This window comes from Corynebacterium sp. c8Ua_99 (genome assembly GCF_039907185.1).
GTDB classification, from domain to species: domain Bacteria; phylum Actinomycetota; class Actinomycetes; order Mycobacteriales; family Mycobacteriaceae; genus Corynebacterium; species Corynebacterium jeikeium_D.
On record NZ_JASBOG010000006.1, the window covers coordinates 23,780 to 39,682 of the forward strand.

The 15,903-nt window shown below is 59.0% G+C and carries 14 protein-coding genes and 1 pseudogene; 5 read left to right on the forward strand and 10 right to left on the reverse strand.

Annotated elements, in window-relative coordinates; all coding sequences use genetic code 11:
* Nucleotides 1-26: 26 nt before the first annotated feature.
* On the forward strand, nucleotides 27-1,163 hold the full coding sequence (locus QKE19_RS04850) for a homoserine O-acetyltransferase (protein WP_101687765.1): 1,137 nt from the start codon (nucleotides 27-29) through the stop codon (nucleotides 1,161-1,163).
* A gap of 6 nt (nucleotides 1,164-1,169) precedes the next feature.
* Here QKE19_RS04850 and QKE19_RS04855 read toward each other — a convergent pair whose 3' ends face one another.
* The 5 genes from QKE19_RS04855 to QKE19_RS04875 all read right to left on the reverse strand — a co-directional run bounded on the left by QKE19_RS04855 (nucleotide 1,170) and on the right by QKE19_RS04875 (nucleotide 8,277).
* The gene (locus QKE19_RS04855) at nucleotides 1,170-1,538 is read right to left on the reverse strand and encodes a DUF3017 domain-containing protein (RefSeq protein WP_005510063.1); all 369 of its coding nucleotides are present in this window, start codon (nucleotides 1,536-1,538) and stop codon (nucleotides 1,170-1,172) included.
* A gap of 20 nt (nucleotides 1,539-1,558) precedes the next feature.
* A complete protein-coding gene (locus tag QKE19_RS04860) occupies nucleotides 1,559-2,416 on the reverse strand; it encodes a bifunctional methylenetetrahydrofolate dehydrogenase/methenyltetrahydrofolate cyclohydrolase (protein WP_005510041.1) in 858 nt (285 codons plus the stop codon).
* Nucleotides 2,417-2,483: 67 nt separating this feature from the next.
* A complete protein-coding gene (locus tag QKE19_RS04865) occupies nucleotides 2,484-3,023 on the reverse strand; it encodes a tRNA (cytidine(34)-2'-O)-methyltransferase (RefSeq protein ID WP_049190330.1) in 540 nt (179 codons plus the stop codon).
* Nucleotides 3,024-3,054: 31 nt separating this feature from the next.
* Complete coding sequence (locus QKE19_RS04870) at nucleotides 3,055-5,019, reverse strand: alpha/beta fold hydrolase (protein WP_048731546.1); 1,965 nt, start codon at nucleotides 5,017-5,019, stop codon at nucleotides 3,055-3,057.
* 18 nt (nucleotides 5,020-5,037) lie between these two features.
* The gene (locus QKE19_RS04875; protein WP_070606907.1) at nucleotides 5,038-8,277 is read right to left on the reverse strand and encodes an error-prone DNA polymerase; all 3,240 of its coding nucleotides are present in this window, start codon (nucleotides 8,275-8,277) and stop codon (nucleotides 5,038-5,040) included.
* Between the two features lie 247 nt (nucleotides 8,278-8,524).
* Here QKE19_RS04875 and QKE19_RS04880 point away from each other — a divergent pair, with 247 nt between their 5' ends.
* The 3 genes from QKE19_RS04880 to QKE19_RS04890 all read left to right on the forward strand — a co-directional run bounded on the left by QKE19_RS04880 (nucleotide 8,525) and on the right by QKE19_RS04890 (nucleotide 11,203).
* A complete protein-coding gene (locus QKE19_RS04880) occupies nucleotides 8,525-9,391 on the forward strand; it encodes a MetQ/NlpA family ABC transporter substrate-binding protein (protein WP_070855853.1) in 867 nt (288 codons plus the stop codon).
* A gap of 64 nt (nucleotides 9,392-9,455) precedes the next feature.
* Nucleotides 9,456-10,505: a methionine ABC transporter ATP-binding protein gene (locus tag QKE19_RS04885; RefSeq protein WP_049169931.1), complete on the forward strand. Its 1,050-nt coding sequence runs from the start codon at nucleotides 9,456-9,458 to the stop codon at nucleotides 10,503-10,505.
* A gap of 65 nt (nucleotides 10,506-10,570) precedes the next feature.
* Nucleotides 10,571-11,203 carry a methionine ABC transporter permease gene (locus tag QKE19_RS04890; RefSeq protein WP_224433327.1) on the forward strand — a complete coding sequence of 211 codons (633 nt, stop codon included), beginning with the start codon at nucleotides 10,571-10,573 and terminating at the stop codon, nucleotides 11,201-11,203.
* Between the two features lie 24 nt (nucleotides 11,204-11,227).
* Here the strand turns inward: QKE19_RS04890 and QKE19_RS04895 are convergent, their stop codons facing one another.
* A complete protein-coding gene (locus QKE19_RS04895) occupies nucleotides 11,228-12,139 on the reverse strand; it encodes a sucrase ferredoxin (RefSeq protein ID WP_016422128.1) in 912 nt (303 codons plus the stop codon).
* A 164-nt stretch (nucleotides 12,140-12,303) separates the two neighbouring features.
* Between QKE19_RS04895 and QKE19_RS04900 the strand changes: the two genes are divergently transcribed.
* Nucleotides 12,304-12,984, forward strand: coding sequence for a hypothetical protein (locus tag QKE19_RS04900; RefSeq protein WP_016422127.1), 681 nt, complete (start codon nucleotides 12,304-12,306; stop codon nucleotides 12,982-12,984).
* 23 nt (nucleotides 12,985-13,007) lie between these two features.
* Here QKE19_RS04900 and QKE19_RS04905 read toward each other — a convergent pair whose 3' ends face one another.
* From QKE19_RS04905 to QKE19_RS04920, 4 genes and pseudogenes are all read right to left on the reverse strand, one after another.
* A complete protein-coding gene (locus QKE19_RS04905; protein ID WP_246821095.1) occupies nucleotides 13,008-13,739 on the reverse strand; it encodes a hypothetical protein in 732 nt (243 codons plus the stop codon).
* Nucleotides 13,740-14,216: 477 nt separating this feature from the next.
* A pseudogene (locus QKE19_RS04910) lies at nucleotides 14,217-14,744 on the reverse strand (hypothetical protein); the annotation flags it as partial.
* Nucleotides 14,672-15,367, reverse strand: coding sequence for a hypothetical protein (locus QKE19_RS04915; RefSeq protein ID WP_070429889.1), 696 nt, complete (start codon nucleotides 15,365-15,367; stop codon nucleotides 14,672-14,674). The pseudogene QKE19_RS04910 and the gene QKE19_RS04915, both read right to left, overlap by 73 nt.
* Nucleotides 15,368-15,571: 204 nt before the next feature.
* The gene (locus QKE19_RS04920) at nucleotides 15,572-15,877 is read right to left on the reverse strand and encodes an antibiotic biosynthesis monooxygenase (RefSeq protein WP_070549744.1); all 306 of its coding nucleotides are present in this window, start codon (nucleotides 15,875-15,877) and stop codon (nucleotides 15,572-15,574) included.
* Between the last annotated feature and the right edge of the window lie 26 nt (nucleotides 15,878-15,903).

Consider the following 15,903-nt stretch of genomic DNA (forward strand, 5'->3'; position numbering starts at 1 on the left):
AGAACGGACTAAGTAGTCTATAAGGCATGAGCTTTTCCCCATCTACCCCGGCCGCCCTCCCACCCGAGGGCGAGCCGGGGCGTGTCTTTATCGGCGATGTCACAACCGAGGCTGGCGCGGTCATCCCCGACGTCACTGTCGAGTTCGAACGCTGGGGTCGGCTTAACGACGACTGCTCGAATGTCATCCTTCTCGAGCACGCTCTAACCGGCGACGCACACGCTTCCGGCCCCTCGGATGAGTACCACCCGACTGCGGGTTGGTGGAACGGGATGATTGGCTCTGCCCGCGCACTGGATACCGATGAGTACTGCATTATCTGCACCAACGTCATAGGTGGCTGTCGCGGTACAACCGGCCCCTCCAGCCCACATCCGGACGACGGCAAACCCTGGGGCTCTCGCTTTCCCGCAATCTCCGTGCGCGACACGGTGACGGTGGAGCACCTGGCGCTGCAAGAACTGGGAATTTCCCGCCTCCAAGCTGTCATTGGCGGCTCGTTGGGTGGGGCCCGCGCGCTTGAGTGGTCACTGATGCACCCGGATTTCGTCGGCAAGGCATTGGTGATGTGTGTCGGCGCACGTGCGTCTGCTTGGCAGATTGGTATTCAGTCTGCGCAGATTCAATTCATTGAGTCCGATCCCGATTGGCATGGCGGCGACTACTACGACCGCGGTGTGACTCCGGCCCGAGGTTTGGGGTTTGCACGCAGGGTCGCGCATTTGACGTACCGTGGCGAGCTGGAGATGGATGATCGCTTTGGCGCGGCAGCGCAGCCCGGTGAGGATCCGCTGGGCGCGATGCGCACGGAAGATCGCTTCCAGGTAGAAAGCTACTTGGATCACCAAGCGGAGAAGCTTGCCCAGCGTTTCGATGCAGGCTCGTATGTTGTGCTCACCGATACCTTGAATCGGCACAATATTGGCCGTGATCGCGGTGGCCTCAATGAAGCGCTGCACTCGTCAACCGTGCCGACCATGGTTGCCGGTGTGGACACGGACATTCTCTACCCCTTCCACCAGCAGGAGCACCTCGCCCGCAATCTGGGCAACTGCTTGGGGCTAGAAAAGATTGAATCCGCCGTGGGGCACGACGGATTCTTGACGGAGTTCGAACGAGTGGATTCGATTGTGCGTAATTTCCTCACTCGCGATGTCAGTTAGTGTCAGCTAGCTTCCCAGCGCATCCACGCTGACTGCAAGGAATACGATTCCCATCCCGATTATGGAGCAAAACCAAAGGTCAAAGGCCCGGGATCGCACAGAGAACACACCTAGAATGCTGTCCGGCAGGTACTGCCTAGCCACACCGAGCAGCATCATTGTGCTTCCCAGCATGAATGTGGCGCGTCGCCACCGCTCCAGCCCCAGAAACACAACGAAGGCGGACATGCCGAAAAAGAGCGCGCCGTAAATCGTATACTGCACCCACATTGGCCACGATGCCCCCGGAGGCGGGGTCTTCGGGCTGTGCGGGTTCAGCATTGGATCCGGCAGATCTTCCCGCCGGGCACGCTGCGCAATTTCCCTTTTCGACACGAGTTGTTCCTCCTGGCTGACTAGGCCAGGCCAGCGAGCTTTTCAGCGCGCTCGACGACATTGCGTACGAGGAAAGCGCGAGTCAGTGGGCCGACACCACCTGGGTTCGGGGATACGTAACCGGCAATGTCCCAGACGTCATCAGCAACGTCACCGGCCAGCTTGCCGTCGACACGCGAAACTCCCACGTCGAGTACAGCAGCTCCAGGCTTGACCATGTCTGCAGTAAGCATATGAGCGACACCAGCAGCGGCGATAATGACATCAGCCTGACGGGTTTCAGCGGCCAAGTCCTTGGTGCCGGTGTGACATAGCGTCACGGTGGAGTTCTCGCTGCGGCGAGTGAGCATCAAGCCGATTGGGCGACCAACGGTGACACCGCGGCCGATAACAACAACCTTGGCACCGTTGAGCTCGACGCCGAAGCGTCGCAGCAGGTGGATACAGCCGTTTGGGGTACACGGCAGTGGTGCTGGCTCGTTGAGGACCAGCTTGCCCAGGTTTACCGGGTGGAGGCCATCGGCGTCTTTCTCCGGATCGATGAGCCCCAGAATACGGTTTTCATCCAGGTGCTTCGGCAGTGGCAACTGAACAATGTAGCCTGTGCACTCCGGGCTTTCATTCAGCTCGGTGATTACTGCCTCAAGTTCTTCCTGCGTGGTGTCAGCCGGAAGGTCACGGCGGATAGAGGCGATACCAATCTGCTCACAGTCGCGATGCTTCATCTTGACGTAAGAGTGGCTGCCCGGATCATCACCAACCAACACGGTGGCCAGCCCCGGGGTGTAGCCGGCTTCCTTCAAACGCTCAACGCGCTTTTCCAGGTCTTCAAAGATTTCGTCTCGGTAGAGTTTGCCATCAAGCTTTGTCGCTGCCATGGCATTTATCTTAGGCACAGGAGCGAATAATGCCCAGAAATGCCCCGTAACAGCCCTCGCCTTGACCCTATTTACCGCCCATAAAGCCCTGCTGACGCCAGACTTCATAAGCAGCCACTGCTGCGGCGTTGGAAAGATTCATGCTGCGACGAGCTGGCAGCATCGGAATTCGGATTAATTGTGTAATTCGCGGATCATCGAGCACTGACTGTTCCAACCCGGTTGGCTCCGGGCCAAAGAGCAGTACATCGGTATTCGTGTACTCAATATCGGTGTGCCACGTGTCAGCGTGAGCGGTGAAAGCAAAGATGCGGCACCCTTGGCTGGCAAAGGTCTCCAATGCTTGATCGATGGAGTCATGAATACGCACATCGGCCAGGTCATGGTAATCCAGCCCGGCGCGACGCAGATTTTTGTCATCGAAGTTGAACCCCAGTGGCTTGGCCAGATGCAGCATAGCTCCAGAGCCCGCACACATGCGGATAGCGTTTCCGGTGTTCGGCGGGATGACAGGCCGGTCAAAAAGCACGTGGCAGGTGTGGCTCGTAATCCAGTCTGTGGAGTTCGTTGGCTCGGCGTTCGTTGGCTCGGTCGTGGCGCTATTCATTTCTTCCGTCAGTTCTTTTCCGCTGCTTCTTTTACTGCTCGTTGTTGGTTTCTGCTGCCGCTGTCGTGGCAGGCGCCGCATCGCACACACCGTGCTCGGTGAAAAACGCGATGATGGTCTCACCGATTAGCGCTCGGCTCCTCGGCTTCGAGAACTTATGGCCCTCTCCCTCGACCACTAGAAAATCGGTGGGCACGCCGTATGCGTCCATGGCGTTGCGCATCTGACCGGACTCTCGCGGAGGCACGTTGGTATCCCACTCGCCGTGGATAAAGAGAGTTGGAACCTTCATTTCCTCCGCACGGTGCAGCGGCGAGATATCGCGCAGAAGCTCAGCATCCTGGTACGGGTAGCCGTATCGGGGGAACGCGGCCTGCGCCAACCAGGGCTCGGTGGATTGGTAGTAGGTTTCAAAACTTGTCATTCCGCAGGCATCGACGATGGCCGCAAACTGATCCGGATACCATGCCGAGGCCAACAACGACATGAAGCCACCGTAGGATCGCCCGCCCAGAGCAATGCGTTCTGGGTCCGCCAACCCGGCATCAACGAGGAAGGCACGCGCCGCTGCGATATCCGCAATAGCGGCAAAGCGTCCATAGCGGTCACCTGCGTGCTCGAATGACCTACCGGACCCCGAGGAACCGCGCACGTTAGGAGTGAACACCACGAAGCCCGCCTCCACAATGCTGGCTAGAACATCGTGGTGGATGGGTTTCGCCTGCAGCTCTGGTCCGCCGTGGATGTGGATAAAAGCCGGCGGTAGTGCGTTTCCGGAAACGTCATTAGAACTATTGCGCACCGACTCCGGAAGGTAGAGCCAACCAGACAGTTCCAACCCATCGCGGGAGACAAAGTAGACCAGCTCTGGGGCCGGCATAGTCTCCAGATTCTTCTCTTCCAGAGCCAAAATCCGTTCGGTGCGATCCATGTCCAATGGCTCAATGACACCACCGATATTGCGCAGAATCTCCACCGTTGGCGCAAGGCCTGGCCCTTCTACTGTCAGGGAGATCAGCTCACCGTCACCGGAGATTGACAGCTCACGCGCAACCATGCCCGGCAATTCCACATTGCGGCGCACCATCACCCGCATGTCGTCAGTCTGCGGGTGAAGGCCAAGGGTAAGCACCTCAAGCGTGCTGACCCCACCGCTGTTCCACAGCACAGCCGCAGTGGAGGAATCCTCACTGATGACAAATTCTTCGACGTCTTGATCCGGATTGCCAATGAACTCCTCGACATCAACTTCGATGCCGATCTTCATATCCAAAATCTCCGCTGCGGTCGATTCCGCTGTGCGCGGCTCAGTAGTGCTGATACCGCTATCGGGAGTAATACCCAGGCGCAGGATGCGACGCTGTTCCGCGCCATGATCTGAGAGTACGAATGCGGTCAGCTTCTCCTGCCCCGGATGCGCCAATAAGACACCGGCATCTGTGGTGGAGCCGGGATCGGACGGCAACAGCGGCTGCCACTGCTGCCCCGGCCCGACCAGCAGTAGCTCACGGTGGCCTCGCGGCCCCACCCGCACGAGGCCAAACCCGCCTTCAGCCGCTACCAGCTGGCTGTCAGTGCGTTTATCAATGACCTCATACTTTGAGTTCGTCGGGTTGACCAAACGCGCATAGTTAATGCCCTGGGCATCGACCGCGTTCATCGCTAGGAGATCGTTATCCCATTCCACCAGTGTGGCGCGCATATCCGCATCCATACGCAGGGGGCGGGCACCGTCGACCTCCGGATCGGTGGATACCAGCCAGGTCTGCAGTCGCTCCGTACCGTACGGAGAGACCTCGCAGGCGATCCACTTTCCATCCGGGGAGTGCAGCACCCTGGTAACCGGGCCTTCCACCGGCAGTTTCACGGGGCGCTCCGCCCCTAGCCCCTCCGGAGTAATCTCCTGCTGTACCGCACGCGGGTAGCCGCTATCGCGGACAATAAAGGCGATTGCACTCCCATCCGGTGCTAACGAGGATTCATAGGTCTGGCGCATGACAATCCATTCTAGTAGTCAGCGAAAATCTCTACTTCGACCTGCCACCACTGGCTGCCCCAGAGCCTCGGACATATCCACCAAACGATCGGCCACGATTGTCACCGCACCAGAGGCTGTCTGCGCGATACCGCGCACCACCATCGCCCGCGAATTCACCGCTACCGGCCGAAATCGATTCCACAGCCCCGGCGTACACAGCACATTCACCAGCCCAGTTTCGTCCTCCATTCCCAAAAATGTCACTCCGCCAGCGGTCCCCGGACGTTGCCTATGCGTCACGACTCCCGCCACTTCTACTCGTGTTCCATCGGGCACTGTTTTCAGTTCCGCCGCAGGCACCACTCCACGTTCCTGCAGGTCTGCCCGCAACGCGGCCACCGGGTACTGCCCCGGGGTCACTCCCGTTGCCGTCAAATCGGCAGCTGCCAGCTCAAACTCCGTCATGCCGGGCAACGCAGGTGCGTCGGCAAGCGTGAGCCCCGGCAGCATGCCCTCACTTTCCGTCGCCGCCACGCCCGCCGCCCACAGTGCTTGACGACGGTCAATCCCCAGCGACCCAAGTGCTCCTGCGCGCGCCAGTGCTTCCATGTGCCCAACACCCAGCCGAGCTCTGCGGGCGACATCTGCTGCGTTGACAAATGGCCGCGCTGCGACGATACGTTCCGCCACGTCATTGCCCACACCGGCAATGGCGCCGAGCCCCAACCGAATACGCCCATCGATGACGCTGGCTTCCACGCCTGAAACCGAGATATCCGGACCATCGCAGCCGATACCGTGCCGGCGAGCATCGGCAATCAACGACTGCGGAGAGTAAAACCCCATGGGCTGGGCACGGAGCAATGCGACACAGAACTCCGCCGGATAGTGGTACTTAAACCAAGCCGAGAAATACACCAAGGAGGCAAACGACTGCGCGTGTGATTCCGGGAAACCGTAGGCGGCAAAGGCCACTATCTTGTTCCACAGTTGTTCCCCAATATCCGCATCAATGCCACTGGTGCGCTCCAGCCCAGCCAGAAAACGGGCATGGAGCGCTTCCATTTTGGCCACTGAGCGCTTCGACCCCATAGCGCGGCGCAGCGAGTCCGCTTCCGCCCCGCTGAAATCCGCCGCATCGACGGCCATTTGCATCAGCTGCTCTTGAAATAGCGGAATGCCCAGTGTCTTCCCGAGAGACTTCTCCAACACCGGATGCTCATAGGTCACCGGTTCGAGTCCATTTCGGCGGCGAATGTAGGGGTGCACGCTACCGCCTTGAATGGGGCCTGGGCGAATGAGTGCCACCTCCACCACCAGATCAAAGAACTCCCTCGGCTTCAGTCGGGGCAAGGTGGCCAGCTGCGCGCGCGATTCCACCTGAAACACGCCCACCGCGTCCGCGCGTGCCAACATCTCGTAAACCTCCGGTTCAGCGACATCTATTTCCCACAGGTTCACTCGGCGCCCATGCTGTTCATAGACCAAGTCAATGCAATGGTGGATGGCCTCCAGCATTCCGAGGCCAAGCAGGTCGAACTTCACCAGTCCCGCTGCCGCACAGTCATCCTTATCCCACTGCACTACTGAGCGCCCCTCCATGCGTGCCCATTCCACTGGCACGACATCCGCAATCGGCCGATCACAAATCACCATTCCGCCAGAGTGAATGCCTAAATGACGAGGCTGCCCACGAAGCTGCTCCGCCAGTTTTCGCACCGGCTCCGGCGGACACGCTTCCCGGTCTCTGACCCACGCATCGATAACGCCCGGCGAGTATCCCAACACCCGCGCCGCATCGCGCAATGCGCCGCGCCGCCGGTAGGTAATGACATTGGCTACCTGCGCGGCATTGTCACGACCATACTTTTCATAGACGTATTGGATAACCTCTTCCCTACGACCAGACTCGATGTCTACATCAATATCCGGCGGACCATCCCGTTCTGGCGACAAAAACCTCTCGAACAACAGCCCGGCACTAATGGGGTCAACATTGGTGATCCCCAGCGCAAAACACACCACCGAGTTAGCGGCCGAACCGCGCCCCTGCGCCAGAATTCCCGCCCGGCGACAGAACTCACAGATGTCGTGCACGATGAGGAAGTAGCCCGGAAAGCCCAACTCTCGAATCACAGTCAGCTCATGTTCTAACTGCGCCCACGCCCGCGCTTGCACGGAGCCGTCCCCAGCTCCATCGACCGGACCATACCGCCGCCGTGCCCCCGCACGGGCAATTTCCCGCAGCCAGGAGTCCTCATCGTGGCCCTCTGGCACTTCCCAGCGAGGCAACTCAGGCGCAATGAGGTCAAGCGTAAAAGCACACTCACCTGCAATGTCCTGTGTTGACCGCAGCACCTGCACCCCCAGATACCGTGTTGCCGCCGCTAGCTCCTCCCACGAACGCAACCAAGCTCCGCCTGCCGGCTCCAGTCGTGACTCGAACCCGCCTAAGTCCTCTCTCACAGCAAGAGCCTGTTTAGCCCCAGCCAACCGGCTTGTCGCAGGCGAAGCTGACGTCGCAGCAGAGGAAACCACCTCCCGCAGGCCATACTTCACAGCTGCGGCTGAAATAGCTTCCGCGTCATCGGCCGCCTGCGCGGTGGGGCTCACGCGGTGTTCGAGTGCCACATTCTCCGCACCGAAGGCCGCAATAAGTTCTTCCAGGTCGCCGAGCCAGTTAACGTCGGCAAGCACCTGCCAGAAACCACCTGCAGCCTCCCCCAACTTTGGCAGTGGAGGATAGCGGACGACGGACTTCTCCCCTGCCGACATATGCGCATCACACAGCGCGTGGCTCAGGCGCCGATAGCCCTCGGGCCCCCGCCCCAGCACCGTGAGGGGCCGCTGCGGAAGCCCCAGCTCCGCGCCGATGATTGTGGCAATACCAGCCTCCGCTGCAGCCTCGGCAAAACGAGCGATTCCATAGAAACCATCGCGATCTGTCAGCCCCAACACGTTTAACCCCAAACGCACAGCCTCGGACACCAATTCTTCCGGATCCGATGCGCCATGCAGGAACGAATAACTCGAACGACAGTGCAATTCCGCCTTAATATCCGCAGGCGTAAATGACATGCCACCTCTGCCACCAGCGCCGCTTTCCGGAGCTTCAAAAGCCCCAACGATGGAATCTGACAGCTGTCCCCGCCAGCCGTTGAAGCTACCATTAGGCTGTAGTTTTCCTGAAAATTTACCCGATAGAATACGCTCAATCCGCGACCAGCTCAGTGGCCGACCGGACTGCTCCGACTGTCCGTCCGAGATGTTTTCCATGCCACGAACATTAACCCACACCGCGGACTGCATTCAAACGTACTTTCGACTGGCATCTGCATTAAACGTCACCCCCGGGACGCATCCGTAAGTCACATCTCAGCCACGCTCGACTGTTTAGGCTGAAGTTGAATTTTCAGCACTACCTGGGCAAGTGCTAGCCTTAACCCCAGAATTAAAGACAGCTTGGTCTAGTTCTGCCTTAAAACTTCAGCTAACAAATCCCATTAAATAAGGAGACCCCTCGATGAACCTCAAGCGTTTTTCCGCCGGTGTACTCACTGTCGCATTCGCCGCAACCGGCCTTACTGCCTGCGGCAGCTCGGATGATGCCATTCGCATCGGCACCACGGATGCCAGCAAGAAGGCCTGGACCGTTTTCGAGCAGAAGGCTTCTGAACAGGGCATTGACCTGGATGTTCAGAACTTCTCCGACTACCAGACCCCGAACCGCGCACTCGATGAGGGCCAGCTCGACGTCAACCTCTTCCAGCACATCAAGTTCCTGGCTGAGTACAACGTCGGCGCTAAGTCGGACCTGACTCCGATTGGTTCGAGCGAGATTGTCCCGCTGGCTCTGTTCTGGAAGGACCACAAGTCGGTTGATGAGCTGAAGAAGGGCACCGAGGTCGTTATCCCGAACGACCCTTCCAACCAGGGGCGCGCTATTAACGTGCTGGCTCAGGCTGGCCTGCTAAAGCTGAAGCAGGATGACCTGCTGACTCCGTCCCCGGCCGACATCGATAAGGAAGCTTCCACAGTCACGGTCCTGCCAGTGGATGCCGCTCAGACCCCGGCCGCTTACGGCGAGGGCAAGCCTGCCATTATTAATAACTCCTTCCTGGACCGCGCCGGCATCGACCCGAATACCGCCATCTTCCAGGATGACCCGAACTCCACGGAGGCAGAGCCGTACATCAACGTCTTTGTCACCAAGGCTGAAAATGCTGACGACCCGAAGTACGCGGAGCTCTCCAAGATCTGGCACTCCAAGGAGGTCCAGGACGCAGTCGCAGAGGACTCCAAGGGCACCTCGGTTCCGGTTGACCGTTCGGCTAAGGAGCTGCAGGACATTTTGGACCGCGTCGAAGAGCAGCAGCGCGAGCAGAACTAACGCCACTGCCACTTAAGTACCGCCCAACACCAGGGAACACAGACCAAGGGGCACTGATTCATTCGTGACCAACAGGGGAACGAAGCTCGAATTCCGCGAGCTGAACAAGCAATTCGGCGACGTCACCGCGCTCGCCGACATCAACCTAACCGTTGAACCCGGCGAAATCCTCGGCGTCATCGGTTATTCCGGCGCCGGTAAATCAACGCTCATCCGTATGATTAACGGCCTGGAAAAGCCAACCTCCGGGCAGGTTTTGCTAGATGACACCGACATCGTCGGCATCTCCGAGCGCCAGCTACGGGGCTTGCGCCGCAATATCGGCATGATTTTCCAGCACTTCAACCTCTTCCATTCGCGCAACGCGATTCGCAACGTTGAATACCCGCTGGAACTGGCCGGCATGCCGAAGGCCAAGCGCCGCGCTCGCGCCCAGGAGCTGCTGGAGTTCGTCGGTCTCGGCGACAAGGCGGAGTCCTTCCCCGAGCAGCTCTCGGGTGGGCAGAAGCAGCGTGTCGGCATCGCCCGTGCGCTCGCCACCGAACCGACGCTCTTGCTTGCCGACGAAGCCACCTCGGCACTCGACCCGGAAACTACTTCCGGCGTCCTGGATCTGCTGCGTCGCATCAATCGCGAAATGGGTGTCACTATCGTGCTGATCACCCATGATATGTCGGTTGTACGCGGTATCGCTGACCGCATGGCCATCATGGAAAATGGTCACATCGTCGAAACCGGTACGGTCCACGAGGTTTTTGCCAACCCCAAGACTGAGGTTGGCCGCCGCTTCGCCACCACCGCACTGCGCGATGTTCCAATTGGCCGTGAACGCGATTCGGTGAATCAGTCTGCCGAGAGCGCAGCAGCTCGCCTGGTCACCATCACTATCAATGACGGTGTTGACCTCGGTGCCCTAGCACAGGCCACTAGTGCCCACGGTGTCGCCGCCTCGGTGGCACACGGCGCGGTCGCCAATGTGCAGGCGAAGTCCTACGGCCGCCTTACTTTGCGATTGACTCCGCTGACAGGCAATTCCGCCTCGGATTCCTCTGATTTCGATGCCGCCATTGCTGCTATTTCCGAACTGACACAGGTAGAGGAGCTTGCATCATGATCGGTCTCTTAAACTCTCTGCCATCGGTGAGTGGCAAGGACACCAACTGGGATAGCCTCGGCCCGATGCTGGGCGAGGCATTCGGCCAGACGCTCTACATGGTCTGTGTCGCCATGCTGATTGGCGGTGTCGCAGGTCTGGCAATCGGCGTGCTGCTCTACACCACCCGCGATGGTGGCGTACTGCGCAACAAGTTTGTCTACCAGGTCCTCAATGTCCTGATTAACTTTGTCCGCCCAATCCCGTTCATCATCCTGGTTACGGCCATCGGCCCACTGACAAAGAACGTGGTCGGCACCACGATCGGCACCGAAGCCGCAGTGTTCGTCATGTCGATTGCCGCCACCTTCGCCATCGCGCGCCTGGTGGAGCAAAACTTGATGTCCATCGACCCCGGCGTGATTGAGGCCGCCCGTGCGATGGGCGCAAGTCCGTGGCGCATCATCCGGACGGTCGTCGTGCCGGAGGCACTGGGCCCGCTGGTACTGGGCTACACCTTCGCCTTCATCGCCGTGGTCGACATGTCAGCTATGGCCGGCTACATCGGCGGTGGCGGACTGGGCAACTTCGCAATCACCTACGGTTACCAGGCATTCGACTGGAACGTCACCCTGGTGACAACCCTGGTCATCATCTTCATCGTCCAGTTGGCGCAGATCTTCGGCAACTGGCTCTCCAAGAAGATTATGCGCAGGTAGCCGCGCACATTAGCTAGCCACTAGCTAGCGGCGGGTTACCTCGACCGCAGCCCAGCCCTTCTTTGGCCCTGGAGCATCACCGCAGGAAGACACAACGCCTTCCGTGGTGATTTTCTCCAGGGCCACTTCATATTCCACGACCTTGTCGCGGTCGCTGGGGCCGTCGTAAAGCGCGACGACTGCAGTCGTGCCGTCGACGTCAACGCGTGCGACATCGTCTACGCCCCACGCATCTGCTTGACGACGCACAGCCAACTCGGCCGCCTGCCCCTGCGGGGTGTAGATACCACGGCCGCGGCAGCCCTCTGCATGCACGATGCCCTGCTGAGCGTCTTCGATGACCCCCTTGGCATCCATCGCACTCAGACGTCCAAAGCTGTAATTCCATGGCAACAGCACGCTGGCCGGCGCAAAGCGGTGCCCCTTAGAGTGCGAGGTTTCCCAAACAACCTCTGGGTAGAGATTGTGCATCGCAGCAGCGAGCGGGCGACCTTTAATCGCACAGCAACGATCGCGCTTACCGTGCGTACAGATGAGAAACAGTGGATGGTCCAGACGAGTGGCCCCCTCGGTGGGCTGGCCAAGGCGGATATCCAGAGTCATCAGGTCTTCAACATCGGCAACCATGCGATGTTCGAGAAAAACCTCAGAGCCATCCACTGATTCACAATGCGCGATATAGACGTTAACGCCATCACACGGCTGCTGGCCGATTCGGCCTGGCTTTCGAATCAGCTGCAACGCGCCGCCGCGTTCAGACAACCAGGCCTCTACCTGACCGGTGATCTCTGCTCCCCATACCCCGCCGTCAAAAATATCGTGCGACCAACCGAGTTGGTGCTCCAACGCAATAAAGAGCTTTCCGGTCTTCGCAGTACCGGGAAGCGGCTCAGTCATCCGAGCGGAACAGGTGGTATCAAATTTGGCCTGGCTCATACGCCTAAGCGTAATTGAGTGCCCCCTGCGATTGGGTCTTAGGTCGCAGCGTTCACCCCTGTTTTATTACTATTGTGCAACACTTTGACAACAAATACTTCTGACCTCGACTTTTGTAGTTCAGCTTGTTGAAATTCCGTAACTGCGCACATACCGTCAGACGTATGAATACGAAATCGCTGGATGTTTCGCGCACCCGTACCCGTATCGCGGCATCCCTGTGCCTCGCATTGGGCCTGGCTCTCGGCGCTTGCTCCTCTGACTCATCCTCAGACTCGGCTGCTGCAGTGTCTATGAAGACTGACTCAACCGCTGGCACCTCCGATTTGTCAAGCAGCTCTAGCAGCTCCACTAGCTCATCTGCGGCGGCGCAAACCACCATGGATGACGATGCTGCTCCGGAGGGCGATTTCAATAGTTCCTCCTCAGAAGCTGCCCCTTCCGATGGCGCTTACTTGGGTATTGAAGATGTCCGTGTCGGTTCCCACGACGGTTACGACCGCATTGTCTTTGAACTCATGGGCGAGGGCACTCCGGGATATTTCGTCCGTTACGAGGATGTGCCGACCCAACAGGGCTCCGGCAAACCGATTTCGGTCGACGGCACAGCCAAGCTGGTAATCGACTTGCGGGGCATGGGTTACCCCTTTGATTTCCAGATGGAGGACTTCCCCTCTGACCCGGTCAAGCCGACATCGACGTCCGTCATTAAGGAAGTCGTTGGCGGCGGAACCTTCGAGGGACAGACTCAGTATGTCGTCGGGCTCAAGGGCGATAAGACCCCATTCAAGGTTTTCTCGTTGAGCAATCCGAACCGCCTGGTTATTGACTTCCAATCGAAGTAATCGGGTTGCCCCGAGCTACGCCTCTACGCGTAAGCCCCCTCGATTCTCCATGCGCCGGCATGCCCTATGAGCAACCAGGCGGCGATGGTACCGTCATTCGCCATCGCACGGATTTGTATTCTTGCCGCTCGACGAGCCTCATCGGGCACCCACCAGCGCTCATCAATCGGCCAGGGCCCAGCCCACGATGACACGCGGTACGTTGTCACTCCATGCCGCACCAGAGATGGTTCCGCCGTCATGGTCGCTCGCCCAGTTACACCCACGATCTGCCCATTGGCATCGAGCACTTCCACCTCAGCATTAGCAGTCGCGGGAATAGTTGCCGGATTGGGAGCAAGAACGGCTCCCGGCCACGGCTGATTATTTTCCGCGGTTTTTGTGCTTTTGGGTTTTTCTCCGAAAGCGACAAATCCCACTCTTTCCCCTGGGCCACGCCCGCCCTGCATGATTGGTTGCTGTACTGCCTCTGACCCCAGTAACCCCTGCACACGCTCGGCAGCCCGGCGCGCTTTGGCTCGCGCATCATCGCTGCCGTGCCACAGATCCTGTTTTACAGTACCGGCGGCGACCACATCCAGTGGCTCTAACTGCAGCTCTACAATTCCGCGGCTGTCATCTCCATCATTTTCCTCAGCGCCGTCAACAGTTCCAGCAACAGTGCCGCTGCCTCCTCGTGGCTGCTGCCGATTCCTGTTATTCAGCCAGCCATCCAGCTGCCACCGAACCCTGTCAGCCGTAGTCTGTTCTGCCAATGGCTCAGTGCAGCGCCATACTCTGCGCACCTCTGAGCCGTCACTAAATTGCGCCACCACCGCTAAGCGGTAACACGAATACCCATGGTTAAAAAGTTTTTCATGCAGTTGCCCAGCTAGAAAGCGCGCGACGAATGAGGCCTCATCCACTCTCCGGAGTGGACTTTCCCAAGACTGGTAACTCACAGCCAGTCCGGGCGGCAAAGATCGCGGCGCCACCAACCGCACTTCCCCACGGCAGGCCAAATCGTGCCATCTAGCCCCCTGCGCCCCAAACCTGTTGGCTATATCCCGCTTCGGTAACGCAGCGACATCCCCCAATGTGCGCAGGCCGAGTTCCTGCCACGACTTCGCAAGCTCTGCGGGCATCTCCAGTGCACTTTCCGCCCTCAGCTCCACCAGAGAGATTCCCTGCCGAAATCTTTTGCCTTCATCCTCCCCGGGAGCTACCAGCACTCCCCTGCGCGCTGCCAAAATAGCTGTCACAATATCGTCCGCGAGCCCCAAGTTGCAGTCCACGCCCGGTACCGCAGCGGCATCAAGCAGCTTTTCCAAGGCCACATCCTGTCCGCCGTAATAACGCATTACCCCTCGCGCTGCCACAACCGCCAAGCCTGGCCGTAGAGCTTCAACCCCAGCTGCCACCGCCTCCAACCGTTGCAGCACGGACTCGAATTCCGCAGCGTCGCGCACCGCACTTTCCTCGACAACATCCAGCTCCGGGCACAACGCTTCCGCATGCCGACGACTTTGCCCGCGCCGTACCCCTGCACGGCGCGCACTCGGAGAACAAACAGCTACTCCGCTATCACCCACAATCGCAACTGGACTGAGCGGATTAGCCTGTGACGTCACAGATGCTAGATGCGCTGCCTGCACTGGCCAATCAGGAAGCCAGAGCGCCACCACACGGTTCGATTGCGCCGCTACCACTAGGACCTCCTCTGTGCGGGAAAGGCGACCACATTGTTCTGTTCCACCTGTTCCCCCACCCGCCAACGGCACTGCCTCCGCGGAAACCGCGTCCCCGACACACTGACTTGGTAATCCACTGCTCGAATCCGGCCATAACCAGTACCAAGCCCGGAAACACCAGCAACAGAGCTGGAAATTTCCGACTCAGCGCCCGGCCACTGCTGCCCGACAAAAACCAGAGCACAACCACTCGTGCGCAGTCGTGCCTGCAGCGGACGTGCCTTCGACGGCGGCGGAGTGCGCGCCAACGAAGCCACCACCAAGTCAACGCCGTCCGCCAACAGCCCAATTACTTCAAGTGGCTGCATTCCAGGATCTGGTACACAGACAATGTTCGATAGCTTCCCGCCCAACTCCACTACGGAGAGCAACCCCTGTTCAGCGAGTCCAACTAGCGCAACATGACCTGTCTTCGTAACTTCCGCGATTAGGCCTGCCAATACCGCACCGGGCTGTTCAATGACACTGACAGCCCCTTTTCGCACTGCTCCCGCCAACGTATTTTCCAACGCCTCCGGCACCGGCAGAGCCTCACCGAGCCCAAAGGTTGCACCAGTTGCAGTCCCACCAGACTGGGCTGCCATCGCCTGCCGCAATGCCGCAATAGTCTGTTCCCTAGACTGCCCCGCAGCAATATTGACCGCCGTTGTCACTTCTTATTCCACCTCATCCCACTGCTATCCCACTGCCATCTCACTGCCCTGCCCACCACGAACACTGCTCGAATATTCTTTCCCAACAAGCGGATTAAACACTACCCTAAATAGCACGTACGTTCGATATTAATGTGCGAAGAAAAGCGCCGCACACCACCGCGCGACGCTCTAACCTCAGCCGAGTACTACATTTCGTACTACTTAGGCCTTCACATCGAGAACTACATCGAATTCGAGCAAATCAGCCGACGACGACACCGGCTTGCGCTTTTCGCCCTCATGCGAAGCCTTGAAGGCACGGCCCTCACGCCACCCCTGGTAGGCCTCCTCGCTCTCCCACTCGGTAAAGACAAAGTAGCGGCTCTCTCCTGCAGTTGGACGCAGCAGCTGGAAACCAATGAAGCCCGGCACATCGCTCATCTTTGAAGAGTTTGCGGAAAAGCGACGTTCGAGCTCTTCTCCCGAACCCTCAGGAACGGTAATAGCGTTAATTTTTACAATGCTCATGGTCATAACACTAGCCACACAACTCT